The organism is Streptomyces sp. NPDC059906 (assembly GCF_042730645.1).
In the GTDB taxonomy this organism is placed as follows: Bacteria; Actinomycetota; Actinomycetes; order Streptomycetales; family Streptomycetaceae; genus Streptomyces; species Streptomyces rubrogriseus.
Genome location: NZ_JBHWKU010000001.1, coordinates 67,359 through 93,803 on the forward strand (window position 1 = coordinate 67,359; position 26,445 = coordinate 93,803).

At 72.5% G+C, this 26,445-nt stretch carries 24 protein-coding genes and 1 pseudogene; 11 read left to right on the forward strand and 14 right to left on the reverse strand.

What is annotated here, in order from left to right; genetic code table 11:
- Positions 1–102: 102 nt before the first annotated feature.
- Complete coding sequence (locus ACFV9J_RS00310) at positions 103–513, reverse strand: nitroreductase/quinone reductase family protein (RefSeq protein ID WP_385347642.1); 411 nt, start codon at positions 511–513, stop codon at positions 103–105.
- A 69-nt stretch (positions 514–582) separates the two neighbouring features.
- Complete coding sequence (locus tag ACFV9J_RS00315; protein WP_385347646.1) at positions 583–2,118, reverse strand: CehA/McbA family metallohydrolase; 1,536 nt, start codon at positions 2,116–2,118, stop codon at positions 583–585.
- Positions 2,119–2,307: 189 nt separating this feature from the next.
- Between ACFV9J_RS00315 and ACFV9J_RS00320 the strand changes: the two genes are divergently transcribed.
- On the forward strand, positions 2,308–4,911 hold the full coding sequence (locus ACFV9J_RS00320; RefSeq protein ID WP_385347649.1) for a bifunctional FO biosynthesis protein CofGH: 2,604 nt from the start codon (positions 2,308–2,310) through the stop codon (positions 4,909–4,911).
- Between the two features lie 92 nt (positions 4,912–5,003).
- Positions 5,004–5,567: a hypothetical protein gene (locus ACFV9J_RS00325; protein ID WP_385347652.1), complete on the forward strand. Its 564-nt coding sequence runs from the start codon at positions 5,004–5,006 to the stop codon at positions 5,565–5,567.
- A 1-nt stretch (position 5,568) separates the two neighbouring features.
- Here the strand turns inward: ACFV9J_RS00325 and ACFV9J_RS00330 are convergent, their stop codons facing one another.
- Positions 5,569–6,078, reverse strand: a complete 510-nt coding sequence (locus ACFV9J_RS00330) for a DUF2165 domain-containing protein (RefSeq protein ID WP_385347655.1) — start codon at positions 6,076–6,078, stop codon at positions 5,569–5,571.
- A 51-nt stretch (positions 6,079–6,129) separates the two neighbouring features.
- On the opposite strand from ACFV9J_RS00330, the gene ACFV9J_RS00335 reads away from it, so the two are divergent.
- A complete protein-coding gene (locus tag ACFV9J_RS00335) occupies positions 6,130–6,435 on the forward strand; it encodes a hypothetical protein (protein ID WP_385347658.1) in 306 nt (101 codons plus the stop codon).
- A gap of 4 nt (positions 6,436–6,439) precedes the next feature.
- On the opposite strand, the gene ACFV9J_RS00340 is transcribed toward ACFV9J_RS00335, so the two are convergent.
- Both ACFV9J_RS00340 and ACFV9J_RS00345 read right to left on the reverse strand, forming a co-directional pair.
- A complete protein-coding gene (locus ACFV9J_RS00340) occupies positions 6,440–6,631 on the reverse strand; it encodes a DUF397 domain-containing protein (RefSeq protein ID WP_385347661.1) in 192 nt (63 codons plus the stop codon).
- Positions 6,628–6,726 (reverse strand): annotated as a pseudogene (locus tag ACFV9J_RS00345) (transcriptional regulator); the annotation flags it as partial. The gene ACFV9J_RS00340 and the pseudogene ACFV9J_RS00345, both read right to left, overlap by 4 nt.
- On the opposite strand from ACFV9J_RS00345, the gene ACFV9J_RS00350 reads away from it, so the two are divergent.
- Positions 6,688–7,059 (forward strand): ATP-binding protein, encoded by a 372-nt coding sequence (locus tag ACFV9J_RS00350; RefSeq protein ID WP_385348818.1) that lies wholly within the window; start codon positions 6,688–6,690, stop codon positions 7,057–7,059. The pseudogene ACFV9J_RS00345 and the gene ACFV9J_RS00350 sit on opposite strands and share 39 nt — an antisense overlap.
- A gap of 5 nt (positions 7,060–7,064) precedes the next feature.
- Here the strand turns inward: ACFV9J_RS00350 and ACFV9J_RS00355 are convergent, their stop codons facing one another.
- A complete protein-coding gene (locus ACFV9J_RS00355; protein ID WP_385347664.1) occupies positions 7,065–8,285 on the reverse strand; it encodes a serine hydrolase domain-containing protein in 1,221 nt (406 codons plus the stop codon).
- A 235-nt stretch (positions 8,286–8,520) separates the two neighbouring features.
- Here ACFV9J_RS00355 and ACFV9J_RS00360 point away from each other — a divergent pair, with 235 nt between their 5' ends.
- Entirely contained in the window at positions 8,521–9,642 is a 1,122-nt protein-coding gene (locus ACFV9J_RS00360; protein ID WP_385347667.1) for an ADP-ribosylglycohydrolase family protein, read from the forward strand.
- A gap of 45 nt (positions 9,643–9,687) precedes the next feature.
- Here the strand turns inward: ACFV9J_RS00360 and ACFV9J_RS00365 are convergent, their stop codons facing one another.
- Both ACFV9J_RS00365 and ACFV9J_RS00370 read right to left on the reverse strand, forming a co-directional pair.
- Positions 9,688–10,962 carry an MFS transporter gene (locus ACFV9J_RS00365; protein WP_385348821.1) on the reverse strand — a complete coding sequence of 425 codons (1,275 nt, stop codon included), beginning with the start codon at positions 10,960–10,962 and terminating at the stop codon, positions 9,688–9,690.
- A gap of 17 nt (positions 10,963–10,979) precedes the next feature.
- Positions 10,980–11,519, reverse strand: coding sequence for an ArsR/SmtB family transcription factor (locus ACFV9J_RS00370; protein WP_385347670.1), 540 nt, complete (start codon positions 11,517–11,519; stop codon positions 10,980–10,982).
- Positions 11,520–11,630: 111 nt separating this feature from the next.
- On the opposite strand from ACFV9J_RS00370, the gene ACFV9J_RS00375 reads away from it, so the two are divergent.
- Entirely contained in the window at positions 11,631–12,041 is a 411-nt protein-coding gene (locus tag ACFV9J_RS00375) for a VOC family protein (RefSeq protein WP_385347672.1), read from the forward strand.
- An 82-nt stretch (positions 12,042–12,123) separates the two neighbouring features.
- Here the strand turns inward: ACFV9J_RS00375 and ACFV9J_RS00380 are convergent, their stop codons facing one another.
- The 3 genes from ACFV9J_RS00380 to ACFV9J_RS00390 all read right to left on the reverse strand — a co-directional run bounded on the left by ACFV9J_RS00380 (position 12,124) and on the right by ACFV9J_RS00390 (position 18,833).
- Positions 12,124–13,704, reverse strand: coding sequence for a sodium:solute symporter family protein (locus tag ACFV9J_RS00380; protein WP_385347674.1), 1,581 nt, complete (start codon positions 13,702–13,704; stop codon positions 12,124–12,126).
- 235 nt (positions 13,705–13,939) lie between these two features.
- The gene (locus ACFV9J_RS00385) at positions 13,940–15,817 is read right to left on the reverse strand and encodes an MFS transporter (RefSeq protein ID WP_385347679.1); all 1,878 of its coding nucleotides are present in this window, start codon (positions 15,815–15,817) and stop codon (positions 13,940–13,942) included.
- A 208-nt stretch (positions 15,818–16,025) separates the two neighbouring features.
- A complete protein-coding gene (locus ACFV9J_RS00390) occupies positions 16,026–18,833 on the reverse strand; it encodes a D-alanyl-D-alanine carboxypeptidase (protein ID WP_385347681.1) in 2,808 nt (935 codons plus the stop codon).
- A 189-nt stretch (positions 18,834–19,022) separates the two neighbouring features.
- On the opposite strand from ACFV9J_RS00390, the gene ACFV9J_RS00395 reads away from it, so the two are divergent.
- From ACFV9J_RS00395 to ACFV9J_RS00405, 3 genes are all read left to right on the forward strand, one after another.
- Positions 19,023–19,781, forward strand: a complete 759-nt coding sequence (locus ACFV9J_RS00395) for a GPP34 family phosphoprotein (protein WP_385347684.1) — start codon at positions 19,023–19,025, stop codon at positions 19,779–19,781.
- 329 nt (positions 19,782–20,110) lie between these two features.
- On the forward strand, positions 20,111–20,968 hold the full coding sequence (locus tag ACFV9J_RS00400) for a helix-turn-helix domain-containing protein (protein ID WP_385347687.1): 858 nt from the start codon (positions 20,111–20,113) through the stop codon (positions 20,966–20,968).
- Positions 20,969–21,142: 174 nt separating this feature from the next.
- Positions 21,143–21,334: a DUF397 domain-containing protein gene (locus tag ACFV9J_RS00405; RefSeq protein WP_385347690.1), complete on the forward strand. Its 192-nt coding sequence runs from the start codon at positions 21,143–21,145 to the stop codon at positions 21,332–21,334.
- Between the two features lie 106 nt (positions 21,335–21,440).
- Here ACFV9J_RS00405 and ACFV9J_RS00410 read toward each other — a convergent pair whose 3' ends face one another.
- The 3 genes from ACFV9J_RS00410 to ACFV9J_RS00420 all read right to left on the reverse strand — a co-directional run bounded on the left by ACFV9J_RS00410 (position 21,441) and on the right by ACFV9J_RS00420 (position 23,902).
- Positions 21,441–22,301, reverse strand: coding sequence for a MerR family transcriptional regulator (locus ACFV9J_RS00410; protein ID WP_385347693.1), 861 nt, complete (start codon positions 22,299–22,301; stop codon positions 21,441–21,443).
- 73 nt (positions 22,302–22,374) lie between these two features.
- On the reverse strand, positions 22,375–22,908 hold the full coding sequence (locus ACFV9J_RS00415) for a glutathione peroxidase (RefSeq protein ID WP_385347696.1): 534 nt from the start codon (positions 22,906–22,908) through the stop codon (positions 22,375–22,377).
- Between the two features lie 10 nt (positions 22,909–22,918).
- Complete coding sequence (locus ACFV9J_RS00420) at positions 22,919–23,902, reverse strand: ArsR/SmtB family transcription factor (protein ID WP_385347699.1); 984 nt, start codon at positions 23,900–23,902, stop codon at positions 22,919–22,921.
- An 88-nt stretch (positions 23,903–23,990) separates the two neighbouring features.
- Between ACFV9J_RS00420 and ACFV9J_RS00425 the strand changes: the two genes are divergently transcribed.
- Positions 23,991–25,214, forward strand: a complete 1,224-nt coding sequence (locus ACFV9J_RS00425; RefSeq protein ID WP_385347703.1) for an MFS transporter — start codon at positions 23,991–23,993, stop codon at positions 25,212–25,214.
- 114 nt (positions 25,215–25,328) lie between these two features.
- Positions 25,329–26,420: a PP2C family protein-serine/threonine phosphatase gene (locus ACFV9J_RS00430; protein ID WP_385347706.1), complete on the forward strand. Its 1,092-nt coding sequence runs from the start codon at positions 25,329–25,331 to the stop codon at positions 26,418–26,420.
- Positions 26,421–26,445: the final 25 nt, after the last annotated feature.

The following is a 26,445-nucleotide window of genomic DNA, read 5'->3' on the forward strand; positions in this document are numbered from 1 at the left end:
GCCGTCCCCCTAGACATCCTGAGCAACCACGTCAGTTTGCCTTGTTCATGCCGACCACGTCAGCCGTGGGAGACGCCGATCACAGGTTCTTCATCAGCTTCCCTACCCCTGCCCCTCCAGCTCCACCCGTACCGTCAGATGCGCCGTCCCGACGCCCATCGCCCGCACCGCCATGCTGTTGAAGCGAGGGAGGCGGCGCAGGCGGGCGAGCGGGTCGTCGTCGGGAAGGAGGTGGGCCGTCCCCGCGTACCAGCGGCCCCGGACGCGCACCCGCACCCGCGGGTCGGCCCGGATGTTGCGGATGTACTGCGAGCGCTCGCCGAACTCCGAGACCAGCCAGAAGGAATCGCCCTCCCGGCGGCCGCCCACCGGTGTGCGGCGGGGGCGGCCCGAGACGCGGCCGGTGGTCTCCAGCAGGGTCTGGCCGGGCAGCCGGCGCGCGACGGCGTTCAGCCGGCGCTGGAAGGCCGTGACGGTCCGGTACTTCCGCTCGGGGTTCGGCGGTTTCGGCATCGTTGCTCCGCGCTCCGTCTCGCTCGGGGGCTCCGCGGTCGGTCCCGGGAGCCCGGTGGCTCCTGGAGCCTAACCGCCCAGGAACACGGGATTGGTGAACGCCGCCAGCGCCCCCGGCAGCGGACCCGCCGCCGCCTCGTGCCGCACCTCCGCCCGTACGTAGGCCGCGTACGAGGCGGTCGTACGCCACTGAACGACACCCGCGCCGGACACCGGCAGCGGATCGCCGGTGAACAGCACGCCCTGGTCCGTGACGAGCCGCACCGTGCAGCGCGGGGCGCCCGTCACCTCCAGGCGGACGGTGACCGGGGTGTCGTCCGCCACCCGCAGCCGCTCGCCGATCCCGGCGTGCTCGCCCCGGCCGCCCGACGCGGTGAGGGACAGGGACACCTTCGACGACTCGGCCACGTACGACCGTCCCGCCCGGATGCCCTCCTGGATCGCCTCGCGGGTCAGGTCGTCGGCGAGGACGACGGTCTGCGGGCGCCCGATCACGTCGGGGGAGCGGTGGGAGTCGCTGCTGCCCATCGCCGGGATCCAGTCCCGCCGCCCGCCGCGCACCGAGGCGACCAGCATGCCGTCCCAGTCGGCCAGCGCCACCTCGTCGTCGGGCGTGTCGGCGCCGTTCCACACCTCGACCGCGTCCGCCTCCCCGAAGCCGAACTTCCAGTTGCAGCCGATGCAGGTGGCGTGCGGGTGGGCCGGCACGACCAGGCCGCCGGCGCGCCGGATCTGCCGGGCGAACCGGCCGAAGCGGTTGTCGCGGGCCCGGTAGCGCCAGTCGACGAAGGTGCCGGGATCGGTGCCGAGCGCGACGACGTGGCCGTTGCGGGTCGTCACCTCCTCGCCGAGCAGGATCAGCAGGTCGTCCCCGGCCAGGCCGGCCCAGTGCGCGTGCGCGGAGTGCGTGTTGTGCTCGGAGGAGTTGATGAAGTCCAGGCCCGCCGCCCGCGCCAGCTCCGCGATCTCGGCGAGGGTGTAGCGGCCGTCGGAGTACTCGGAGTGCAGGTGGCAGTCGCCCCGGTACCAGGCCCGGCCCCGCCCCCCGGCCCGCTCGGGCGGGTACACGGGCCGCGGGGTCTCGCCCTGCTCGCCGTACGTCAGCGTGATCGTGATCTCGTACGCCAGGCCCTGCGGGGCCACCGTGTACGGGCCGAGCGCGATGTGCCAGGTGCCCGCGCGCACCGGCCCCGGGAGGTAGCCCGGGGTGGCGGCGTCCGCGCGGACGAAGAACTCGGTGCGCGCCCCGCCCGACCAGCCGCGGAAGCCCCGGCCGCCCAGGTCGGTGCCGCGCTCGTCGAAGAGGCCGATGTCGAGCGCGTTGCCCTGGGTGCCGGCCGGGACGGTGGGACGGTCGTAGGTGTAGGCGACGTGGATCTCGCGCACGCCCCGGGGGACTTCGACCGGGACGTACACGAAGTCGGGGGAGCCGGGCGGCAGGGTGCCGCGCACGGTCCTGGTCCGCGGGCCGGTACCGCCCGCCGCTGAAGCGAAGCTCACGGTCGCCAACGTAAGCGCGGCGGCGGCTCCCGTCACGAACACCGCGCGTCTGCCGATCCCGGTCCGGTCGTGCTCGTGGTCGTGCTCGTGGTCGTCCTCGCACATGCTGCTGCTCCCCAGGTGTCGTCGATGACATGGCATGGGTGGTGCAGGGGTTGGTGCGTGCAACCCTCGTATTGAGCCGTGAACTGCGGGGCAAGGGAAGGGGGGAGGCGGATGGAGGACCGGAAACCGTGCGGTGGGTCACCGGGACGGGGACGGCCGTGCTGATCACGCCGCTCGTATGCTCGAAGGATGACGACTTCCGCGACCTCCGGAACCGGACCCGCCGACCCCGCAGGCCCCACCGAGAACTCCATGCGTCGCGCCCTCAAACGCGCCCGGGACGGCGTCGCCCTCGACGCGGCCGAGGCCGCCGTGCTGCTCCAGGCGCGCGGCGCGCACCTCGACGCCCTCACCGCGTCCGCCGCCCGGGTCCGGGACGCGGGCCTGGAGGCGGCCGGGCGGCCCGGTGTCATCACGTACTCGAAGAGCGTCTTCGTCCCGCTGACCCGGCTGTGCCGGGACAAGTGCCACTACTGCACCTTCGTCACCGTGCCCGGCAAGCTGCGCCGGGCGGGCCACGGGATGTTCATGTCCCCGGACGAGGTGCTCGACGTCGCGCGCAAGGGCGCCGCCCTCGGCTGCAAGGAAGCCCTCATCACCCTCGGCGACAAGCCCGAGGAGCGCTGGCCGGAGGCCAGACAGTGGCTGGACGCGCACGGCTACGACGACACGATCGCCTACGTCCGCGCGATCTCGATCCGCATCCTGGAGGAGACGGGCCTCCTCCCGCACCTCAACCCCGGCGTGATGTCCTGGACGGACTTCCAGCGGCTCAAGCCCGTCGCACCCTCCATGGGCATGATGCTGGAGACCACCGCGACCCGCCTGTGGTCCGAGCCCGGCGGCCCGCACCACGGCTCGCCCGACAAGGAGCCCGCCGTACGCCTGCGCGTCCTGGAGGACGCCGGGCGCTCGTCCGTCCCCTTCACCTCGGGTCTGCTCATCGGCATCGGCGAGACGTACGAGGAGCGGGCCGAGTCGCTCTTCGCGCTGCGCCGCGTCTCCCGCGCCTACCACGGCATCCAGGAACTGATCATCCAGAACTTCCGCGCCAAGCCCGACACGGCGATGCGCGGCATGCCGGACGCCGAACTGGACGAACTGGTCGCCACGGTCGCCGTCGCCCGGCACATCATGGGCCCCTCCGCCTGCCTCCAGGCCCCGCCGAACCTGGTGGACGCGGAGTACGAGCGCCTCATCGGCGCGGGCATCGACGACTGGGGCGGCGTCTCCCCGCTCACCATCGACCACGTCAACCCCGAGCGCCCCTGGCCGCGGATCGACGAACTCGCCGCGAAGTCCCGGACGGCCGGCTTCGAACTGCGCGAACGGCTCTGCGTGTACCCGGAGTTCGTGCAGCGCGGCGAGCCCTGGCTCGACCCCCGCCTGCACCCGCACGTGGCGGCGCTCGCCGACCCGGAGACCGGCCTGGCCCGCCCGGACGCGGTGGCCGAGGGGCACGCCTGGCAGGAGCCGGACGAGGCGTTCACCGCCACCGGCCGCACCGACCTGCACGCCACCATCGACACCGAGGGCCGCACCTCGGACCGCCGCGACGACTTCGACGAGGTGTACGGCGACTGGGGCGCCCTGCGCGAGGCCGCCGCCCCCGGCATGACCCCCGAGCGCATCGACACCGACGTGCGGGCCGCGCTGGCCACGGCGGCCGACGACCCCACGCAGCTGACGGACGCCGAGGCGCTCGCCCTGCTGCACGCCGACGGCCCCGCGCTGGACGCCCTGTGCGGCATCGCCGACGACGTGCGCAGGTCGGTGGTCGGCGACGACGTGACGTACATCGTCACCCGCAACATCAACTTCACCAACGTCTGCTACACCGGCTGCCGTTTCTGCGCCTTCGCCCAGCGCCGCACGGACGCCGACGCCTACACGCTCTCCCTGGACCAGGTCGCCGACCGCGCCCAGCAGGCGTGGGAGGTGGGCGCGGTGGAGGTCTGCATGCAGGGCGGCATCCACCCCGACCTGCCCGGCACCGCGTACTTCGACATCGCGCGGGCGGTGAAGGAGCGCGTCCCCGGCATGCACGTGCACGCCTTCTCGCCGATGGAGGTCGTCAACGGCGCGACCCGCACGGGGCTGTCGATCCGCGAGTGGCTGACCGCGGCGAAGGAGGCGGGGCTCGACTCGGTCCCGGGCACGGCGGCCGAGATCCTCGACGACGAGGTCCGCTGGATCCTCACCAAGGGCAAGCTGCCGGCGGCCACCTGGATCGAGGTGATCGAGACCGCCCACGAACTGGGCATCCGCTCCTCGTCCACGATGATGTACGGCCACGTCGACCAGCCCCGCCACTGGCTGGGCCACCTGCGCACGCTCGCCGGGATCCAGCGGCGCACCGGCGGCTTCACCGAGTTCGTGACGCTCCCCTTCATCCACACCAACGCGCCGGTGTACCTGGCGGGCATCGCACGGCCCGGGCCCACCCTCCGGGACAACCGCGCGGTGACCGCGATGGCCCGCCTCCTCCTGCATCCGCACATCCCCAACATCCAGACAAGCTGGGTGAAACTGGGCACGGAGGGTGCGGCGGAGATGCTCCGCTCCGGCGCCAACGACCTGGGCGGCACCCTCATGGAGGAGACGATCTCCCGCATGGCGGGCTCGTCCTACGGCTCGTACAAGTCGGTCAAGGACCTGATCGCGGTCGCGGACGCGGCGGGCCGCCCGGCCAAGCCCCGCACCACGCTCTACGGCCCGGTCCCCGAGGAGCGGCAGCGGGCGGCGCGGGACTCGGACGGGCACCTGCCGGAGCTGCTGCCGGTCCTGGACTAGAGGGCTCGCGCTTCGGGAGTGCGGCGGGCGCGCAGTACGATGATCGGGCCCCCGGAGTGTCGGGGTTCTCGTAGCTGAGGAGATGCGTGCCCGTGCCTGCCCTACTTCCCTCATGGGCGTGGGTCTCCGGTCTGACCGTGGGCGCGATCGCGGCGGTGACCGTGCTGGCCGTGCAGGCGGACCAGGGGCCCCACCCCACCGCCGTGGCGACGAAGCCGAAACCGTCGGCGTCCGCGGACGCGCACCCCACGCCGAAGGAGACCGCGCCGGCCCCGGTGCCGGAGGGCTCCGGCACCGGTCGGCGCGTGGTCTACTCGGTCGGCAAGGACCGGGTGTGGCTGGTCGACGCCAGCGACGCCACCCGGCGCTCCTTCAAGGTGTGGCCGGGCACGGTCGACCCCGACCCCGGCAAGTACAGCGTCGGCACCCGCCGCCAGGACCCGACGACGGGCTCCGACGGGGTCCGGGTCGAGCAGATCATGTACTTCACCCAGGAGGACGGCGTCTGGGTCGCCTTCTCCAACGCCGTGGACGGCTCCTCGCCGCCGCCGCCCGTCGACGGAATCAAGACGGGCGGCATACGGCTGCCCAAGGCGGACGGCGACGCGCTCTGGGACTTCGGCACGTCCGGCACGACGGTCACCGTGGTCTCGTAGGTCACTGTCGTTTCGTGGCCTCCGCCTCGCCGGACGGCAGGTGCGCCACGATCAGCACGACGCCGCTGAACAGCAGCACCCGCGTCGCCGCGTCCAGCCCGTTCCAGTCCTCCGACTGCCACATCGCGAACCACTCCCCGCCGATCGCGAGGAAACCGGCGCCGAAGAGCAGCATCAGCATGAGCGTGCCGTAGGTGGTGAAGCGCCGCGCGGGAGCGTGCTGCCGGCGTATCCAGAGCCAGGTCGCCCAGATCAGCACCAGCGCGGCCGCGGTCTCCCACGCGATGATCGCCACGTAGGCGGTGTCCTGGAGCCCCTTGCTCGTGATCGCCCGCCACATCAGGTCGTCGTCCTTGAATGTCGTGTCCATCGCGAGGACGTGACGCACATACTGCTGGTTGTTGTCGAAGTCGGTGATGTTCCCGAGGGCGACGAGGGCGATGTAGAGGGCGAGGACCGCGGTGAGCACGGTGGAGGCGAGTAAAAGGGTGCTGCGGGGGATGTTGGTCATGGCAGCACTATCCCGAAGCCGGTAGCGCGGCGAGTGGGTAGGGTCCGGAACGTGATCTCCCCGAAGCGTTCCGCCGACGAACTGCCGGACGACCCGCGCCGGCTGAACCTGGAGTACCGGACGTGGCACTTCGTCGGCTCGGCGGGGGACGAGAACGGCTTCGACGAGTGGGACGTCTCCGTCCGGTCGTCGAGCCGATCTACGGAGATCGGCTCGATGAGGCTCTTCCGGCAGCGGACCCGGCCGCTCGGCCACCTCCTGGATCCCCGGTCCGGCGAGGCGCGGGACCTGCGCAACGAGCGGCGCAGGGACCTCGACGCGCTCGCCGACGCGTGGCGGGACTCGCTCCGCCGCTGAACCGCTACGGTCGCCTGCCGGTGAACGCCAGGAACGAGGTCCAGGAGGCGTCGGTGAAGGAGAGGCGAGCGGCCTCGGGGTTCTTGGAGTCGCGGACGTGGACGGTCGGGTCCACGGGGGCTGTGGCGACCTCGACGCACTCAGGGCCGTCGTTGCTGCTGTAGCTGCTCTTGAACCACTCCAGGGCGGAGGTCATGTCTCTTCTCCCATGACCTTCTCGATGGAGGCCAGTGACTCGCGGGGCGTGAGTGCCTGCGCCCGGATCATCCCATAGCGCAAGTCCAGGGTCTGGAACGCCAACTCGACGACTGGGGCGTGCCGTCGGGGGAGGCGGCGCAGGTGGTCGCCGAGCTGGCGGCGAACGCGGTGCTGCACGGCCGGGTGCCGGGACGGGACTTCCGGCTGACCCTGCGCCTGCTCCCCGGGGGTACCCTCCGGGTCGAGGTCACGGACGCCCGGGGCGACCGGGTCCCGCGGCTCCCCGACCCGGCCGCCGACGAAGCGGAGTGCGGACGCGGACTGCGCATCGTGGCCGCGTACGCGGACCGTTGGGGCGTCGACGCGGGACCGGCCCCCGCCAAGACCGTCTGGGCCGAACTGTCACCGGGTCGTGGCCGTTCGTGACCGCGTTACTTGCAGACGGCCGTGTCCACCAGGTCGAAGACGTGCTGGTGGGCCGCCATCATGTCGGCCGGTTCGGCCGCGACCGAGCTGGACAGGGCCGTCGTCGCCACCGTGGCCGCGCGGCCGTCCCGGGTGGCGCCGCCGTAGGTCTCGTAGCCGTGGATGGAGCCGCCGTGGCCCCACAGCTCGACGCCGCAGGACAGGGGGGTGCGGAAGAGGCCCAGGCCGTAGCCGGTGCCGGGCGCGGGGGCGCCCTCGGTCACCGGGACCGTGGTCTTCATCTCCTTCAGCTCGGCGGCTCCCAGGACCTTGCCGCCGAGCAGCGCCGAGAAGAAGCGGTTGAGGTCGCGCGGGGTGGTGACGAGCTGCCCGGCGGCCCAGGCCTGGGACGGGTCGAGGCGGGTGATGTCCTCCAGCGGAGCACCGGGGGTGGGGGCGGCGTAGCCCTTGGGGTGGGCGCCCCGGATGCCGCGCTCGCCGACGCCCGGCCAGTAGGTGTCCTTCAGACCGAGGGGCCGGATGATCCGGTCGGTGATCTCCTCGCCGAAGGGGCGGCCCGTGACCTTCTCGACGAGCAGGCCCGCCAGGACGTAGTTGGTGTTGCTGTACTGCCACTTCGCGCCGGGCTCGAACGCCGCCTTCTGGCTCAGGGCGAGGTCGACCAGCTCACGCGGGTTGTAGTAGGTGTCGCGGACCTCGAAGGGGTCCAGGCCCAGCGCCTGGACGTAGTCGGGGAGGCCGCTGGTGTGCTGGAGCAGGTTCCGCACGGTGATCCGGCCGCCGTCGATGCCGTCGCCGCGCACCAGACCCGGCAGGTACGTCTCGATCGGCTCGTCCAGCTTCACCTTGCCCTCGCCGACCAGCTGGAGCACCACCGCCGCGGTGAGGGCCTTGGTGTTGCTGCCCGCCCTGACCTGGCCGTTGACCGGTACGGAGGCGCCGGTCTCCAGGTCGCCGGTGCCCGCCGTGTAGTCGCGGACGCGTCCGTCACGTCCCTGGTCGGCGACCAGCGCGGCGGGGAACCCGTCCTCGCGCACCAGATCCTTCGCACCCTCGCGCACGGCGTCGCGATGACCGGGGTGGCCCGGGGCGCCGTAGGCCAGGGAACCGGTCAGGGCGAGGCCGCCGCCCAGGACCGCGAGCGCGGCGACCACCGACAGCACGCGCCCGCGCTGCTTCCTCGGCTTGGACGGGACGGAGGCGGAGGCGGGAAGGCGAACGGACACGGGTTTTCCTCTCAACAAGGCTGCTCTCGGAACGCCTTGAGCCTTTCGTGAACCGGCCGCCCGCTCGATGGGGCCAGGCGGCGGAAACGGGGTGTACCTTCCCCCACCCCCGCCCGTGAGCGTTTCCACACCGATCCCGCCCGTCGCGGCCCTGAACCGACCGTCCCCGTTCGCATACAGTGCTGGACGTCGTACGTACGGACAGTGGTGTGGACAGTGCCGAGGGGAGGTCCAGGTGGGCGGGACAGCCGGTGCCGTCTGGGGGCGTGCCGAGCAGCAGGACTTCCGCAGCCGGGTGCGCGGGACGCTGCTCGGCGTGGCCGTCGGGGACGCCCTCGGCGCGCCCGTCGACTCTCTCGCCCTCGACGCGATCCGGGAGGCCCACGGCGCCGAAGGGCTGGCCGACCTGGCCGTCGCCCACGGCCGGCGCGGTGCCGTCACCCACCTCACCCAGCTCACCCTGTTCTCGGTCGACGGGCTGATCCGCGCCCAGGTGCGACGCGACACCGGCGCCTGGCATCCGCCGACCGACCTGCACCGGGCCTACCGGCGCTGGGCCGCCACCCAGCGCGACTGGGGGCCCGACCTGCGGCGCAAGGACGACGGCTGGCTGGCCCACGAGGAGTGGCTGTACGTCCGCCGGGACGCCCCGCGCGCGCTGCTGCTCGGTCTCGGCGACGAGACGATGGGCACCCCCGAGGCGCCCAAGAACCCCGGCGAGCGCGGCCCCGAGGCCGCCGCCCGCTCGGCGCCGTTCGGGCTCCTGGTCGGCTGGGAGCCGCAGTTGGTCGCCCAGCTCGCCGTGGAGTGCGCGGCGCAGACCCACGGCCACCCCACCGGCTACCTGGCGGCGGGCGCGTACGCCGTGATCGTGCACGGGCTGGCGCGCGGCGAGAGCCTGGACGCCGCCGTGCAGCGGGCCCTGGCGCTGCTCGTGCCCCGGCCCGGGCACGAACCCGTCACGACCGCCCTGCAGCATGCGCTGGGCGCCGTACGGCAGGGGATGCCGAGCCCGGCCCGGGTGACCGAGCTGATCGGCGCGGGCACGGGCACGGCGGAAGGCCTGGTCGCCGCCGCCGTGTACTGCGCCCTCGTCGGCGAGGACGTACGGCACGGACTGCGGCTCGCCGTGAACCACGACGGCGCCTCAGCGGCGGCCGGCGCCCTGACCGGCGGCCTGCTCGGCGCCCTGCACGGCGAGACCGCCCTGCCCCCGGCCTGGCTGGCCGAACTGGAGGGCCGGCCCACCCTCCTGGAGCTGGCCGACGACTTCGCCATGGAAATGACCCAGGGCCCCGCCCTGCACGGCCCGGCGAGCTCGTCCCCCGGCTGGCTGACGCGGTACCCGCGCGCCTAGGCCCGGTCCCTGCCTCTCTCCGCTCAAGGACCGGCACCTCGGGCATCACGACGACTCGGGCGCGCTCTCCCGGGCGGGCTCCTCGGCCGCCGGGCGCGCTGGGCCGCCGGCCGGGGCGGCGGCACGCAGCGCCGCTTCGATCCGGCGGTTGCTGGTCATGGATGCCGTGACGGCCGTCATCGTCAGGAGGAGAAGGGCGGCGGCGTAGAGCGGGGTGCGGATGTCGTAGGCGGAGGCCAGCCAGCCGCCGAGGAAGGCGCCGACGGGGGCGGCGCACATGGCCAGCATGCGGGAGGTGGAGGCGACCCGGCCCATCAGGTGGGCGGGGACGATCGCCTGCCGGAGCGAGGGCGCGAGCACCATGGTGGCGCCCATGCCGGCTCCGCAGACGGCGAGTGCCGCCCCGGCCGCGTAGGGGTTCGAGACGGAGGCGAGCCCGAGGACGGCAAGGCCCTCGACCGTGGCCGTGAAGGTCAGCGCGGAGCCGGTGCCGAGCCGCCGGCCGAGGCGGGAGGCGATGCCGGCGCCGAGCAGACCGCCGGTGGCCTCCGCCGCGAGGAGCAGGCCGAAGCCGTAGGTGTCGATGCCGAGACGGTCGTGCGCGAAGAGGGCGAGCACGGTCTCCACGGCGAGGAACGCGATGTTCCCGACCGCCGGGCGGAGCGCCAGCCCGAGCAGCACCCGGTCCCGGAAGACGTACGAGGCCCCGGCACGCGCCTGCCGCAGCAGCGGCTCACGGTCTTCCGGCACGTGCCGGCGCACGGCGGGCAGCGTTCGTACGAGCAGTGCGGAGAGCAGGAACGAGACCGCGTCGGTGAGCAGCGGAGCCGCCCGCCCGAGCGCCAGCAGGGCACTGCCCGCAGGCGGACCCGCGAAGCCGGACATGGCGGTCTGGGCGCCGCGCAGGCGGGAGTTGGCGCGCTCCAGAAGTGCGGGGTCGCGGCCCAGCAGATCCGGCAGATAGGCCGTGGCGGCCGTGTCGAAGAAGAGTCCGCCGAGGCCGAGCAGGAAGGCGACGGCCGCGAGCAGCGGAATGCTCAGCACGTCGAACACGGTCGCCGCGGCGGGTATCGCGAGCAGCACCGCACGTGCCGTGTCCGCGACCCACATCGTGTGCCGGCGGTCCCAGCGGTCCACCAGCGCACCGCCGAGCACCCCGAAGAGCAGCCACGGCAGCGTCCCCGCGCCCGTCACGACGGCGAGCGCCATCGGATCCCGGGTCAACGTCAGAGCGAGCAGCGGCAGCGCGGCATGCGTCACCCCGTCACCGAGCGAGGAGACCGTCTGCGCGGTCCACAGCCGTCCGAACCCGGTCGGCAACTTCGGTATGCCTGCGGTCACTTGGTGTCCCCCTCGGCCTGCTCGCGCTGCGCCGGGTGGAACAGCGCGAAGACGAGTGACGCGTCCGGCAGCGACGGATCGGACAGCTCCCGGTATTCGTCCGCCAGAGCCTGCAACCGCGCCGCCAGCTGCGCGAACTGCTCCTCGGTGAGCCGCAGGTGCGCCATCCGCACGTGCCGCTCGCCGTCCGCCGGCGACGCCTCCAGGTCCGCCACCGCATGCCGCATCAGCACATCCGGCCCTCCCTCGCCCGGATCCGACAGCACGATCGACCGCGCGGCCAGCGCGTAGTACCGCTCGGTGACCCCCCGCACCTTCCGCGTCCGGACCACCTTCACCAGGCCGGCTCGTTCGAGCAGCCGTACGTGGTAGCTGGAACTGCCCTTCGCCAGGCCCACCCGCTCGGCGATCTGCGTGATCGTCGCGGGCTCGAAGCGGAGCACGGCCATGATCCGGTGACGCGTGAGATTGGAGACGGCGCGCAGCTGTTCCGCCGTGGTGACGTGAAACGTCCCGGGGAGGTCGTCGGTAGGCATGCGAGCAATGGTCAACAGTTCTTGACCATTGAGCAAGGGGTGCGCGCGAACTTCCTGAATGAGCAGGTTTCGAGAAGCGCCGCCCCGCCGGGCGCGGCTAGCGTGGCCGCCATGGACATCAGCATTCACACCACCGTGCTTCCGCACGACGACCCGGACGCGTCGCTGGCCTTCTACCGGGACGTCCTCGGCTTCGAGGTCCGCAAGGACGTCGGGAACGGCATGATGCGCTGGATCACGGTCGGACCGGCCGACCAGCCGGACGTCTCGCTGCTCCTGTCGCCGCCCGCCGTGGACCCCGGCATCACCGACGGCGAGCGCCGCACCATCGCCGAGATGATGGCCAAGGGCACCTACGGGTGGATCCTCCTGGCCACCGAGGACCTCGACGGCACCTTCGAGAAGGTGCGCGCCGGGAACACCGAGATCGTCCAGGAGCCGACCGAGCAGCCGTACGGCATCCGGGACTGCGCCTTCCGGGACCCGGCCGGCAACCAGATCCGCATCCAGGAACTGCGCTGAACCGGACGGCCGGTGACCACGATCGCGGTCACCGGCCGAGCGGCCTTCCCTTCGCGGGCCCCGGTGCTACGGGTCAATACACCTAGTCGCCCACCCGGCTGCGGCCCACCGCGTCGTCCACCCCGTCCGCGGGCGTCGGGATCGCGGCCGCCGCGCCGGCGTCGTCGTCCCCGTCCGTGTTGACGCGCTCGATGATCGCCAGCCGCTCCGGGGTGTCCTCCGGCTTCAGGTAGCCGACCAGGATGTACAGCACGAGCGAGACCGCCAGCGGGATGGACACCTGGTACTCCAGGGGGACCCCGCCGTCCACGCTCCAGTTGATCGGGTAGTTGACCAGCCAGAACGCGACCAGGCCCAGGCCCCAGCTGGTGAGCGCCGCCGTCGGGCCCGAGCGGCGGAAGGGCCGCAGCAGACCGAGCATCATCGGGATCGCGATCGGGCCCATCAGCCCGGCGACCCACTTGATCACGACGGTGATGATGTCCTTGAACGTCGGCGAGTCGACCTGCGTCGCCACCGCCATCGAAAGACCGAGGAAGATCACCGTCGTCAGCCGGGCCGCCAGCAGCCCGGACCGCTGTCCCCAGCCGCGCGCCCGCTTCGACAGCACCGGCGCCACGTCACGGGTGAACACGGCCGCGATGGCGTTGGCGTCCGAGGAGCACATGGCCATGGTGTGCGAGAAGAAGCCGACGATGACCAGGCCGAGCAGCCCGTGCGGCAGCAGTTGCTCGGTCATCAGGGCGTAGGCGTCGGAACCGTCCGCCTTCTGCGACTCCACCAGCAGCGGTGACATCCACATCGGGAAGAACAGCACCAACGGCCAGACCAGCCACAGCACCGCCGACAGCCGCGCCCCCCGCGTCGCCTCGCGGGCGTTGGCCGTGGCCATGTAGCGCTGGGCCTGGTTGAGCATGCCGCCGTTGTACTCGAAGAGCTTGATGAACAGGAAGGCCAGCAGGAACACCGTCCCGTACGGGCCGACCAGCGGTTTTCCGTGGCCCTGGAGGGCGGGCTCGTCCCAGACGCCGAAGAAGCCGCCGTGGTCGCCGAGCTTCATGACGACGGCCACGAACATCGCGACGCCGGCCAGCAGCTGGATGATGAACTGCCCCAGCTCCGTCAGCGCGTCCGCCCACAGACCGCCGATCGTGCAGTAGATCCCCGTTATGACGCCGGTGATCAGGATGCCCTGGTTGAGCGTGATGCCGGTGAAGACCGACAGGAGCGTGGCGATGGCCGCCCACTTCGCGGCCACGTCCACGATCTTCAGCAGCATGCCGGACCAGGCCAGCGCCTGCTGGGTGGGCAGGTTGTACCGGTTCTTCAGGTACTCCAGCGGCGAGGCCACGTGCAGCCGTGAGCGCAGCCGGTTGATGCGCGGCGCGAACAGCTTGGAGCCGATGGCGACGCCGAGCGCGATGGGGAACGACCACGTCACGAAGGACGTGACGCCGTAGGTGTAGGCGATGCCGGCGTAGCCGGTGAACATCACCGCGCTGTAGCCCGACATGTGGTGCGAGATGCCGGACAGCCACCACGGCATCTTGCCGCCGGCCGTGAAGAAGTCGCTGACGTCGTCGACGCGTTTGTGCGACCAGACACCGATCGCCACCATGACGGCGAAGTAGCCGATGAGCACGGACCAGTCGAGACCGTTCATGTGCCCCCTTCCGGGGTCCGCCTTGTGAACTCCGCTCAACCGGTTGGCACTTCGCACGAGCGGGGTAAGGGCGTGGCAGGCCGCGAAGTGCCCGCTCATCGTGGGTGCGACGACGCGGGCACGACAAGGAAGCGGAAGGTCAAGAGGAAGTAAAAAGGTTCGACTTGCTGACCTGCGTTCACCTACATGAACGTCAGCGAGAGTGTCCGATGGCCTGATCCGGCCATCCGGTCCGCTACTTCAGCTCGTCCGGGCACGGCGTGCCCCGCTTCAGGCCGTACGGCGCCGACAGCCGGTACGTGCCCGCCTCGGGCGCGACGAGCGTCGTCCAGACATCGCCGTCGGCGGTCTCCTCGGTCTCCGTCAGACAGCCGTTGACGTTGTCGTACGTCTTCGGCGTGCCCTCCGGGGCGTCCTCGGAGGCCTCCGTCTCCTGGGGCGACTCGAGCTTGTTGCCCTCCTCGTCGACGAGGCTCAGCCACGGCGAGTACGGCATCCGGATCAGGATGCGGCCGGGCTTCTTCACGTCGATGGTCCACTCGTCCTGCTCGGCCCGCTGGACGACGGCGTCGGGCTCGGCCAGCGGCGTCGGGTCGAGCACCTGGAACAGCTGCCAGTTGGCGTCGCCCCAGACCTGCTTCAGGTACGGCAGGCCCCGCTGCAGCAGCTCCCGCTCGCGCTTGCCGCCGTCGCCGTCCGGCTCGCCCTTGGGCAGCACCACGTAGTGCACCGCCCAGCGCTTCAGCCACTCGTGGTAGTTCGCCGAGTTGAGCGTGTCGTCGTAGAAGAGCGGGTTGCGCTCCATGTCCGCCTGGCGGGTCCAGCCGCGGGCCAGGTTGACGTACGGCGCGAGCGCCGACGCCTCCCGGTGGGAGCGGGCCGGCACGGCCTCCACCCGGCCCCGCCCCGCGCCGACCTCCTGCAGCTCGTTGACGAGCGGCGCCAGCTCGCGCGCCCAGGAGGCGGCGGGCTGGGTGTGGATGGCGTCGTCGGCCGACTTGAAGCCGATCCAGCCCACGAAGCCGACGATCGAGACCACCAGGGCGTACCACTTGCGTGACTTCACCGCCGTGAACGGCAGCGCCGCCACCAGCGCCACCCCGGCGAAGAGCATCGGCAGGCGCGTGATGTTGGAGCCGATCTGCGAGCTGATCAGCCAGACCAGCAGCACGGACAGGCCGTAGACCGCCGCCGTGATCCGCACCGTCTTCCAGGTGTTCGGCACGGACCAGTAGATCAGGACCGAGTACACGATCGGCAGCACCGCCGAGCCGAACCCCATCGGCTGCGTGCCGGAGAAGGGGAACAGCACCGCCGACAGCGCGACGACCACGCTCGGGGCCACGCCCAGCGCCCAGGCCCCCGGGCGGCGCTTCTGCAGGAACAGGGCGACCGCCACCAGGCCCACGAACAGCCCCGAGACCGGCGACGCCATCGTGGACAGCGCGGCCAGCGGCGCCGCGCACAGCCCCTTGGCCCAGCGCTCGTGCCGCCAGCGGTAGGGCCAGCAGAACACCGCGGCGACCGCGCCCAGACCGAACATCATGCCGAGCCCGAACGTCACCCGCCCCGACACCGCGTTGCCCAGCAGCGCGAAGAGCCCCGCCAGCGACGCCCACAGCGGATTGCGGACCACCCGGCTGCGGATCAGGATCATCGTCAGCAGCCCGGCCGACACCGTGCCCGCGATCATCATCGTGGTGCGCACGCCGAGCACCGACATCAGGTACGGCGAGATCACGCTGTACGACACCGGGTGCATGCCGCCGTACCAGGCGAGGTTGTACGCCGAGTCCGGGTGCCGGCCGACGAACTCGGCCCACGCGTCCTGCGCCGCGAGGTCGCCGCCACTGTTCGCGAACGTGAAGAACCACGCTATGTGGAGCACCCCGGCCAGGGCGGTCACGGACAGCACCGGATGGCGCAGCATGCGCTCGCGCAGGGCCAGGAAGGCGGCGTTCACCGCCGAGGGCGCTTCCGGCTCGGCGGCCGGCCGCCGCCCGGCGGACCGGGCCTCACCGTCGTCCTTGCGGGGCGCGGGTACGCGTGGTCGCGGGTCGGCTCCCGAACCCGGATCGGCGTCGTCGGCGCGTGTCGGCTCCGCAGTGGCCACCTGAAGGCACTCCCCGTGTCCCGTCTTCTCCTTTGGGCCGTGTCCCGTTCCCGCGACCGGCGACTGCCCCGTTCGGCGACGCTAGCACGCGCCGCCGCACCGCTGCCTCCTCCCTTTCGGCACCTGAGGGGACGCGAACGCCCCCGCGGCCGGGTGACCGCGGGGGCGGGGAGCGCGGGGCGTGGCCGCGGCCCGGACGGGCCGGCCGTCAGCCCAGCCGGGTCAGCTTGTCCGTGAACCCCGGTTCCACGAGGTCCTCGCCCAGGGCCACCGGCACCTTCACCGCGCCGCTGGTGCCGCCGTCGCCGACCGTGAGGGTGCCCACCTTGGTCCCGGCCTTCGCCGTGTGCGGCACCTCGTCCGCCGTGAACGTCAGCTTCACGGTCAGTCCGCCCCAGCCGACGGCCTTGACGTCCTGGGTGGCGACGACCGGCGTCCGGCCGCCGAGGCCGTCGTCGACGTACCCGACGACGCTGCCCTTCTTGATGATCGTCGACGACTTCAGGGTGTCCTGCGCCGCCCGGATCAACTCGTCGCTCGCGTCCAGCGCCGCGTCGAGGATGCCCCCGCCGACGTCCGGCTGGCGCACCACGGCCCCGACGATGGTCCGGGTCTCGCCGCCGACCTCCTTCTTCGCCGCGAAGACGAGGTTGCCGAGCGCGGAGGTGGTGGTGCCGGTCTTGATGCCGACGACGCCGTTGTGACCGACCAGCTGGTTCCAGTTGCCGTGGTTCTCGCCCTTGTAGTCGTTGTACGACATCATCGCGGCGACCTCGCGGAAGGCGGGCTCCTTCATCGCCGCCTTGGCCAGCTTCACCTGGTCCACGGCCGTGCTCACCGTCGTGTTGTTCAGCCCCGACGGGTCGGTGTACGTGGTGTTGGTCATGCCGAGGTCCTTGGCGGCGGCGTTCATCTTCTCCACGAACGCCTTCTCCGACCCCGCGTCCCAGCGGGCGAGGAGACGCGCCACGTTGTTCGCGGACGCGATCAGGATGGCCTGCAGGGCCTCGCGCTGGGAGATCGAGTCGCCCGCGAAGACGTCGACCGTCGACTCCTGACCGGCCTGCGACTGGTCCTCCGCCGCCTGGTCGATCTTGATCTTCGGTCCCTCGGCGCCGCTCTTGAGCGGGTGGTCGCGCAGGACGAGATACGCGGTCATGACCTTGGCCACGCTCGCGATCGGCACGGGCTTCTGGTCGCCGGACGAACCGAACGAGCCGATGCCCTGCACGTCGAGCGCGGCCTGACCGCTCTCGGGCCACGGGATCTGCGGCTTGCCGCCGTCGAACGAGAAGCTGTCCTGCGCCGTGAGGTCGAGGGTCGGCGCGGGCAGCGGGCGCATGGACTGCACGACGCCGAAGACGATCACCAGCAGGATGACCAGCGGCGTCCAGATCTTGACCCGGCGCACCGTCGTCCGCAGCGGGGTCTCCGGCGGCGGCGGCGTGTTCGTCAGCTCCGCCAGCAGGTCCAGCGGCGGCTTGGGCGGCAGCGGCTGCTGGGTGGTCCGGTCGGGCCCGACGTGCGACCTGGCGGTGGTCACCCCCGTACGGGGCGCCTGCGACGCCTTCGGAGCGTCGCCGGGAGGCGTTCGGGTCTCCGAGGGCTTACGGGGCGCCGGTCCGTCCGGGTTCCGCAACGCCACGAACTTGCTGGTCCGCTCGGCATCGCCCTCGGACCGCGCGGGTGCGTCGCTCTCCTGCCCGGCCTTCTGCCCGGCCTCCTGCCCGGCCTCCTGCCTGGCCTTCTTGGCGGCGGAGGCGGCGTCCCCCAGCTTCAGCATGGTCGTCGGCTGGTCGACGGCGGGCTTGCCCGGCCGCGGCGCCTTGAACACGGCGGTGGGCTGATCGACCGGCGGGTCGCCGCCGTCGGCGTCGGGGTCGCTGCGGTCGCGGCCGTCGCGGTGAGTGTCGCTGGGGTCGCGGCCGTCGCGGTGAGTGTCGCTGCGGTCACGGTCGTCGCTGTCAGCGTTGCTGCCGACGGGGCCGTCGTCGTGAGCGTCGCTGCCGTCGCGGCCGTCGTTGTCAGCGTTGCTGCCGTCGCGGCGGCCGTCGCGGTGAGTGTCGCTGGGGTCGCGGCCGTCGCGGTGAGCGTTGCTGCGGTCGCGGTCGTCGTTGTCAGCGTTGCTGCCGACGGGGCCGTCACCGTGAGCGTCGCTGTCGTCGCGGCCGTCGCCGTCACGGCCGGGCGCCGCCTGCGTGTCGGGGGCCGCCTTCGCTTCCGGGGCGGCCTTCGGTTCCTGGTCCGGCTTCGCATCCGGGGCAGGGCCCGCGGCGTCCGTGCCGGAGCCCGAGTCGGCTTCGGCGTCGGTGTCCGGGGCCGAGTCGGCTGCGGTGGACGATCCCTCGTCCCCGTCCGGCGCGGAGCCCGCGCCCGCGCCCGAGGCCGCGTCCACGTCCGTGTCGGGGTCGTCGCCGGAGTCCTTGTCCGAATCCGTGCCCGATGCGGCGTCCCCGTCGGCCTGCTCGGCCCTTTCGGTGTCCTGCGGGGCGGCGGCCTCGCGGCTCAGCACGTCCCCGGCGTCCTCGGGCGCCTCAGCGTCCAGGTCGTCCTGGTCGGCGTCCCGCGAAGGCTCCTCCGCGTCCCGCGCGCCCTCGAGCCGCGCGTTGGCGGCGGCGCGCTCGTCCGCGGTGGCCACCCAGGCCGCGACGGCGTCCCTGAGCCGGCCGTCGTTCCCGGCGGCGGGCGCCGCGTCATCGGCCTCGGCTCCCTCCGGAGCGGCGGCAGACGCCTCGGCGGCGCCGTCCTCGCCGGAGGACTCCGGTTCCGGTTTCGGTTCCGGCTCGCGGACCGACAACACCCGGGTGGCCGTGTCGACGCCACCGCGGGACCCGGTGCCGGTCCCCGCGGAGCGCTTCGCGTCCTCCCGGGCCACCGCCAGCCGCGGATCACGCCGCTCGCTCGCTTCGGTCCTGGCTTCGGGAACCGGACCCGCGCTCCCCGACGTCGGTTCTTCCGACGACTCGCGCTGTTTCGAACTGTCGGGGGACTCGCCCGCCACCGATGCCTCCTCCATGCGCCGCACGTCCTGTGCGCGCTGCCGAACCCGTACCGAAACCATTTACCAGTGTCCTGTGTACGGGTGGAACCCACGCGGAAGACGAGAACGACATACCTACTGGTTCCACTACGAAGCGGTCACGCACCCTCGACAGACCAATGTGAGAGGGGTCACCCTGTCTGTCATCCACGCGGGGAGGCATGGATGGGCAGGAGCCGCAGAACACTTCCGGAGGAGCTTCTGCTGCTGGCGTTGGACCCGACCACGGGTACCACCGCACAGCCGCAGTCGCTCGACCTCGGTCTGGCCGGAGCACAGCTGGTGGAGCTGGCGCTGGCCGGACGTATAGCCCCAGACGGGGATCGTATCGCCGTGGTGGCCCCACGGCCGACAGGAGATCCAACACTGGACTGCGCGTTGGAGTTGCTGCGAAGGCGTGGCGCTCCCGTACGGGCGGTCAACTGGATCGGCGGGCCCCGCCTGGGGCTGCGCCAGACCTATCTCTCGCATCTGGAGCGATGCGGCATGGTGCATGCCGTGGAGGGCCAGATGTGCGGGGTGCTGCCGACGACTCGCTACCAGGCGACGGACACGGCGATCAGCAGGGAGATCAAGTCCCGGCTGGACTCGGCGATCCGCACCGGCGTACCGCCGGACCCGCGGACCGCGGCGCTCGCCGCGCTGGCCCACGCGGTCGGACTCGGCAAGCACCTCTACCCGGGCAACGAAGGACGCTCGTCGCGGTCCCGGCTGCGGGACCTCATCAGGCACGACCCCATGGGCGGCCTGGTGGCGCACGCGGTGATGGACGTCCAGAACGGCGCTGCGGCACAGCCACGCCGCAGTCCGGCCCCGGCCGGCCGCCAGGCCCCGGGACCGGGGGCCAGGCCCGCCCCGGAACCCGCCCGCGGCGTTCCGGCGCAACCGCGCCACGGATCCATGGCGCGGGCGGCGGTCCACTAGCCCGACGGGCGCACCGCACGGTCCGCACAGCACCGCAGCACCCGCACGACCGCACCACAGCACCGCCGCACCGCCAGTCCCCAAGCCCGGTCACGGGAGCCGCAGGTCCGCGCGGGGCGGCGGAACCGACCGCGCGTCCGGCCTACCCGGACCTGCGGAAAGGTTCCGCCACCCCGCGCAGCCGCATGCGGGGGTGGCGCCCCGAACTGGCGTGTACGCGGCGCATATCGACCGTTTCCCAGCGGTGGAAAGCACCTTGGTGGCAGTCTGCTCAGCAGCAGATACACAAAGTGGCAAGTATGAGTCACGCAGCCGGAGGTGCACGTCCCGTGGCGTCGAGTGTCAATCCCACCGTAAGGCGGCGTCGGCTGGGCCAGGAGCTGCGCCGGCTCCGCGAGCTCAAGGGCATGACGGCCGAGGAGGTCGCCGAGCGGCTGCTGGTCTCCCAGTCGAAGATCAGCCGCCTGGAGAACGGTCGGCGCAGCATCAGCCAGCGGGACGTCCGCGACCTGTGCGGGGTGTACGAGGTCGAGGACCAGCGGATCGTCGACTCGCTGATGCAGATGGCGAAGGACTCGCGCCAGCAGGGCTGGTGGCACGCCTTCGGGGACATCCCGTACAGCGTCTACATCGGTCTGGAGACCGACGCGGAGTCGCTGCGGACCTACGAACCCCAGATCATCACCGGCCTGTTGCAGACCCGGTCCTACGCCGAGGCCCTCATCCAGGGCGCGTTGCCCGAGACGTCCGTCGCCGACGTCGAGAAGCGGGTGCAGGTCCGCATACGGCGCCAGGAGCGCATCTCCGCCGACCACAACCCGCTGCGGCTGTGGGTGGTCCTCGACGAGTCCAGCCTGCGCCGGGTGGTGGGCGGCAAGCAGGTGATGCGGGAGCAGCTGGAGTACGTCGCCGAGATGTCGCAGCTGCCGCACATCACCGTGCAGGTGCTGCCCTTCGACGTGGGGGCGCACCCGGGCATCAACGGCCAGTACTCCATCCTGGAGTTCGCGGACACGGCCGACTCCAGCGTGGTGTACATCGAGGGCGTGACCAGCGACCTGTACCTGGAGAAGGCGCCGGACGTGCAGAAGTACACGGTGATGTACGAGCATCTGCGGGCCCAGGCCCTGAACGTGGAGCAGTCGCGGCAGCGCATCGAAGATGTGGCGAAGGAGTACGCACGCTGAGCGGTGCGGCATGGTACACCCTGGCCACGATGCACTGGAAGACTCACCTGGAATATGCCATCCGGACGAGTGAATGGCTGCTCCGTACGGGAAAGCCAGCGAGTAGCGTCGATCACGCCAAAGATCAAACGTCATTGGCGTAAACCACACTCGCGACTCGTCATCGGAGCAGACATGGCAATTCTTCAGGGCGCCCAGGAATCGTGGACCAAGTCCTCCTACTCCGGCGGAAACGGCGCGTGCGTCGAGGTCCGGTCACCGCTCGTGGCGGCACTCGCCGTCCGCGACTCCAAGGTGACCGGCGGACCGGTCCTCGCGTTCCCCGCCGACACGTGGACCGCCTTCGTGACCTCGGTCAAGGAGTAACGCCGCCACGCGTCACCCGCCGCCGGTACCACCGGCGGAGCCCTCTCGACCAGTTCGCCGACCTTGCCGAGAGGGCGCCCGCCGGTGCGGTTCAGCTCGATTCAGCTCAGCTCACCGGGAACGCCACGTCGCACACCGGGTCCTCGGGACCCGCGGCATCCCAGTCGGCGAAGTACACCTCGCGGCACGGCCCCGCCACCGTCAGGCCCTGTGCGGTGATCCACTCCTCCACCGCCCCGAAGGCGGCCAGGATCTGCGGATACGCCACCTGGGCCTTGGTGATCCGGGTGTAGGCCAGCCGCCCGGCCGGCTCCACCCGCACCCGCGTCTGCCACGCCCGCCCCCGCTCCTCGCTCCACGCCTGCGCCGCCGCCCCGTCGGCGACCGGCACACAGGACTCGGCCGGGCCGTCGCTCTCCATCGACACGTCCGAGTGGTAGACGACGTACGGCGCCGCCGTCACACCCCCGCAGCCCCGGGCGGCCTCCTCCAGGCGGCCCATCGAGGCGCCGATCCAGGCCGGCAGCTCACTCGCCAGCGTGTGCCGGGTCTCGCTGATCACCACCTGCTCGGGCACGTCCACCGTCTCGACCACGAACTCTCCGTACACCTCGGAATCCCTTCCCGACAGTCGTCCACGGAGGTACGCGACGAGCGTGCGCTGACCGGCCACCCGGGCCTCCACGTCCGCCCAGTAGCCGTCGAGCAGACCGGCCGCCCGGTCGCCGTCCGCGCGGACCACCTCGGCGATCCGGGCGAGCGGCATGTCCAGCCGGCGCAGCAGGGCCACCAGCCGGGCGCGTTCGGCCTGGCCGGCCCGGTAGTAGCGGTAGCCGGTCGCCTCGTCCACGTGGGCGGGCGCCAGCAGACCCAGCCGGTCGTACAGCCGCAGGGCCTTGGCCGACAGCCGGGCCCGCGCGGCGAACGCGCCGATGGTCAGCAACTCGTCGTCCACGCCGTCGTCCACGTCGTCGTCCTCCGTCGCCGGGCGGCTGTTCCGCCCGACGACGGAGAGGCTCGGCCTTGCCCCAGGGGCAAGGTCAACCGGCGAGGCGTTCCTCGACGGCCGCCACGACCTCGGCCGCCTCCGGCTCGGTCTGCGGCGAGAAGCGCGCGGCGATCTTGCCGTCCCGCCCGATCAGGAACTTCTCGAAGTTCCAGCGGATGTCCCCGCTGTGGCCCTCCGCGTCCGCGAAGCCGGTCAGCCGGTCGTACAGCGGATGCCGGCCCTCGCCGTTGACCTCGGCCTTCTCGGTCATCGGGAAGGTGACCCCGTACGTCGCCGAGCAGAACTCGGCGATCTCGCCGGCACTGCCCGGCTCCTGGCCCATGAACTGGTTGCAGGGCACGCCCAGCACGGTGAACCCCTGCTCCGCGTACCGCTCGTGCAGTCGCTCCAGGCCGGCGTACTGCGGGGTGAGCCCGCACTTGGAGGCCACGTTGACCACCAGCACGACCCGGCCGGCGTACTGCGAGAGGTCCGCGGCCCCGCCCTGGAGGGCGCCGATCTCGACGTCGAGGGGAAGGCCGGGGGGAAGGCTGTCGTCGTTCCGCGTGTTCGGTGCGCTCGTCATGCACCGGATGCTAGTCCGGCCCCCCACCCCTCCCGGCGCCCGCCTCGACGAGGACCTCCCCGGCCGGTGTCCGTGAGTACAGCACCGAGCGGCCCGCGCGGCGGCGCTCCACCAGGCCCGCGTCGAGCAGCACCCGCAGGTGCCGTCCGACCGACCCGAGGCCCTGCCCGGTCACGCCGACCAGCTGGCTGGTGCTCATGGGGGTGCCGAGCAGCGTCAGCACGCCCGCGCGGGCCGGGCCGAGCAGCGCGCCGAGGGCCGCGGGTACGCGCCGGGCGCCGTCGTCCGCGAGGGCGCCCGCGCACGGGTAGACCATCGCGTACCGTTCCGGTTCCTCCCAGGCCACCCAGCCGTGCCGCTGCGCGGTGACCGGCACGAGGAGCAGCTCGGCCCCGGACAGCTCGCGCGGCGGGTACGGGTTCAGGTTGATCTGGAGCCGGTTGTCGCCCAGCCAGCGGGTGCCGGGCCGCAGGGCGTCCAGCACCGTCGCCCAGCCGCCCCGGCTCACCTGCGCGGTCCGCGCGACGACGTCCGCCTCCAGCACCCGGCGGCGCCGGTCCCAGTCCGGCCGTACCGCCTCGGCCCAGACCTCCTCAAGGAGCGCGGCGGCCCGCTCCGGCAGGTCGTCGCGGTCCAGGGCCGCCGGGAGCGTGCCCCCCAGGGAGACGGCCAGGTCGGCGCGTGCCACCTCGGGGCGGGCCGCCCGGATCCGCGCGACGCCCTCCGCGAAGCTCTGGTCCTCGACCGGGGTGGGCGTGAGGAAGTCGGCGTTCCACTCCCGGCCCAGGCCGGAGGCCACCAGCAGCGCGGTCACCGGGTCGGCCGCCATGCGGCGCAGATGGGCGGGCCGGTGGGTGTCGAGCCAGGCCCGCTCACCGGGATGCCCGGCGACCCCCGCGTGCAGCATCTTCAGACAGGCGAGGGTCTCGTCGAGCGGGGACACGACGAAACGGCCGCGCGCGAGGGTGTCGGCGTTGATCTCCCACCAGCCCATACGGTCGTCGACCTCCGCGCCGCTCGTGACCTTTCGCTTCCACGCGAAACAATAACGGCCGGTCCTCCGCCCACCCCACACTCCCCGCATGCCGGACACACCGCGCAGGACCTACGCGGACCTCTTCCGCACCCCCGAGTTCAGCCCCCTCTTCCTCTCCTCCTCCGCCAACATCGCCGCCCAGACGGTGAGCGGGCTCGCGCTCGGCACCCTGGTGTTCCGGGCGACGCAATCGCCGCTGCTGTCCGCGGTCAGCATGTTCGGCCCGGCGCTCGCCCAGGTGCTGGGCGCCACCTTCTTCCTCTCCGGCGCCGACCGGCTGCCGCCCCGCGCGACGCTGGCGGGCCTCTCACTGTCCTTCGCCGCCGCCACCGCGGCCCTCGCGCTGCCCGGCCTGCCGGTGTGGGCGATGCTCGTCATCGTGCTCGTCGAGGGGCTGATCGCCTCGCTCGGCGGCGGCGTCCGCTGGGGCCTGCTGACCGAGATCCTCGCCAAGGACGGCTACCTGACCGGGCGTTCGCTCTTCAACATGATGAGCGGCCTCATGCAGATCGCCGGATACGCGACCGGCGGCGTCCTGGTGGCCCTGCTGTCGCCGCGCCTGTGCCTGCTGCTCGCGGCCGGTCTGTACGGCGTGTCGGCCGCTCTCGCCCTGCGCCTGACCCGCCGTCCGCCCCGGGTCTTGAGCCGCCCCTCCGTCCGTGCCACCTGGCGGGCCAACTCCCTGCTCTGGTCGGCCCGTCCGCGCCGTCACGTGTACCTGGCCCTGTGGGTGCCCAACGGCCTCGTCGTGGGCTGCGAGTCGCTGTTCGTCTCCTACGACCCGCGCGCTGCCGGCACCCTGTTCGCCTGCGGGGCGCTGGGCATGCTCGCCGGGGACGTGACGGTCGGCCGGCTGCTGCCCGCCCGGCTGCGGCCGCGGCTCGGCGTCCCGCTCCTGGCGCTGCTGGCCGCTCCGTACCTCGTCCTCTTCCTGCGCCCGCCGCTGCCGTTGACGGTCGTACTGGTCGGACTGGCGTCGGTGGGCTTCGGCGCGAGCCTGGTGCAGCAGGAGCGCCTGGTCGCCCTGACCCCCGACGAACTCTCCGGGCACGCCCTCGGGCTGCACTCCGCCGGGATGCTCACCCTGCAGGGCCTCGCCGCGATCCTGGCGGGCACGGTGGCCCAGTTCACCTCACCGGCGACGGCCATGTCCGTGACGGCGCTCGCCTCGCTGGCGGTGACGCTGACCCTGACCCTGGCGAGCCGGCGGGACGCGCCCGACGGCGGGCTGCTGCCGACGCGGGCGGCGATACGGCCTCGATTGGGTTAAGGACAGCCCGGGAACTCCTGCGCGCATCACCCCTTTGCCTAGGGTGAGAGGCTGGGGAGGACGCCTGAGGACAGGGAGAGGGCGGCTCTTGAGCGCTGCGACACCGGAGTAGTCATGACCGTGAAGAAGGCGTCGCCCGGTTCCGTGGCGTTGCTGTCCTGGATGCCGTTCGCCGCGATGGCGGTGGTCGCCGTCGTGGACCTCACGATGGGACCCGGGGTGGGTCTGCTGCCGCTGGTGTCGCTGGGACCGGCGTTCGGCTCACTGGTCGGCGGCTGGCGGCGCACCGCGGTGATCGGACTGGCCGCGCTGCTGCTCTGCGTCGGCCTCGGCATGTACAACGGGCTCTTCGACCGCCCCCGCGGCTACACCGCCATGCTGTCGGTGGCCGGGGTGACCGGCGTCGGCATCGCGGCGGCCGTGATGCGCTCGCGCCGCGAGGCGGAGCTGGCCAGCGTGCGCTCGATCGCGGAAGCGGCCCAGCGGGTGCTGCTGCGCCCGGTGCCGCTGACCGCGGGCCCGCTGCACGCGGCCGTCTCCTACACCTCGGCGGTCGCCGAGGCCCGGATCGGCGGCGACCTGTACGAGGTGGTGGCCTCGCCGCACGGTGTCCGGGTGATCGTGGGCGACGTCCAGGGCAAGGGGCTGGCCGCGGTGGAGACCGCCGCCCGGGTCCTCGGCGCCTTCCGGGAGGCGGCGTACGACGAGGAGGACCTGGTCAAACTCGGCGAACGGCTGGAGCGCAGCGTCGCCCGGGAGCTGGAGGACGAGAAGTTCGTCACCGCGATCCTCGCCGAGATCGGCCACGACCACCGGGTCGTCCTCCTGAACTACGGCCACCCGGCGCCGCTGCTCGTCCACGGCGACGGCACCGCCGACTTCCCGGAGCCGCCCGCGTACGCCCTGCCGCTGGGCCTGGCCGCGCACGGCGGCCCCGGCCCCGACCCCTTCCCGGTGCCCTTCCGCCCCGGCGACCAACTGCTCCTCTACACCGACGGCGTCACGGAGGCCCGCGACGAGCGGGGCGGCTTCTACCCGCTCGCCGAGCGCGCCCACCTCCTGAAGGACCCCGACATCCACCGCGCCCTGGACGCCCTGCGTGAGGACCTGGTCCGGCACGCGGCGGGGCCCCACCACGACGACGCGGCGATGCTGCTCCTGCGCTACCAGGGAGGGACCGGCGCCGCACCGAGCACCCCGGTGTGACGGAGCAACGCAGTGACGGAGCAAC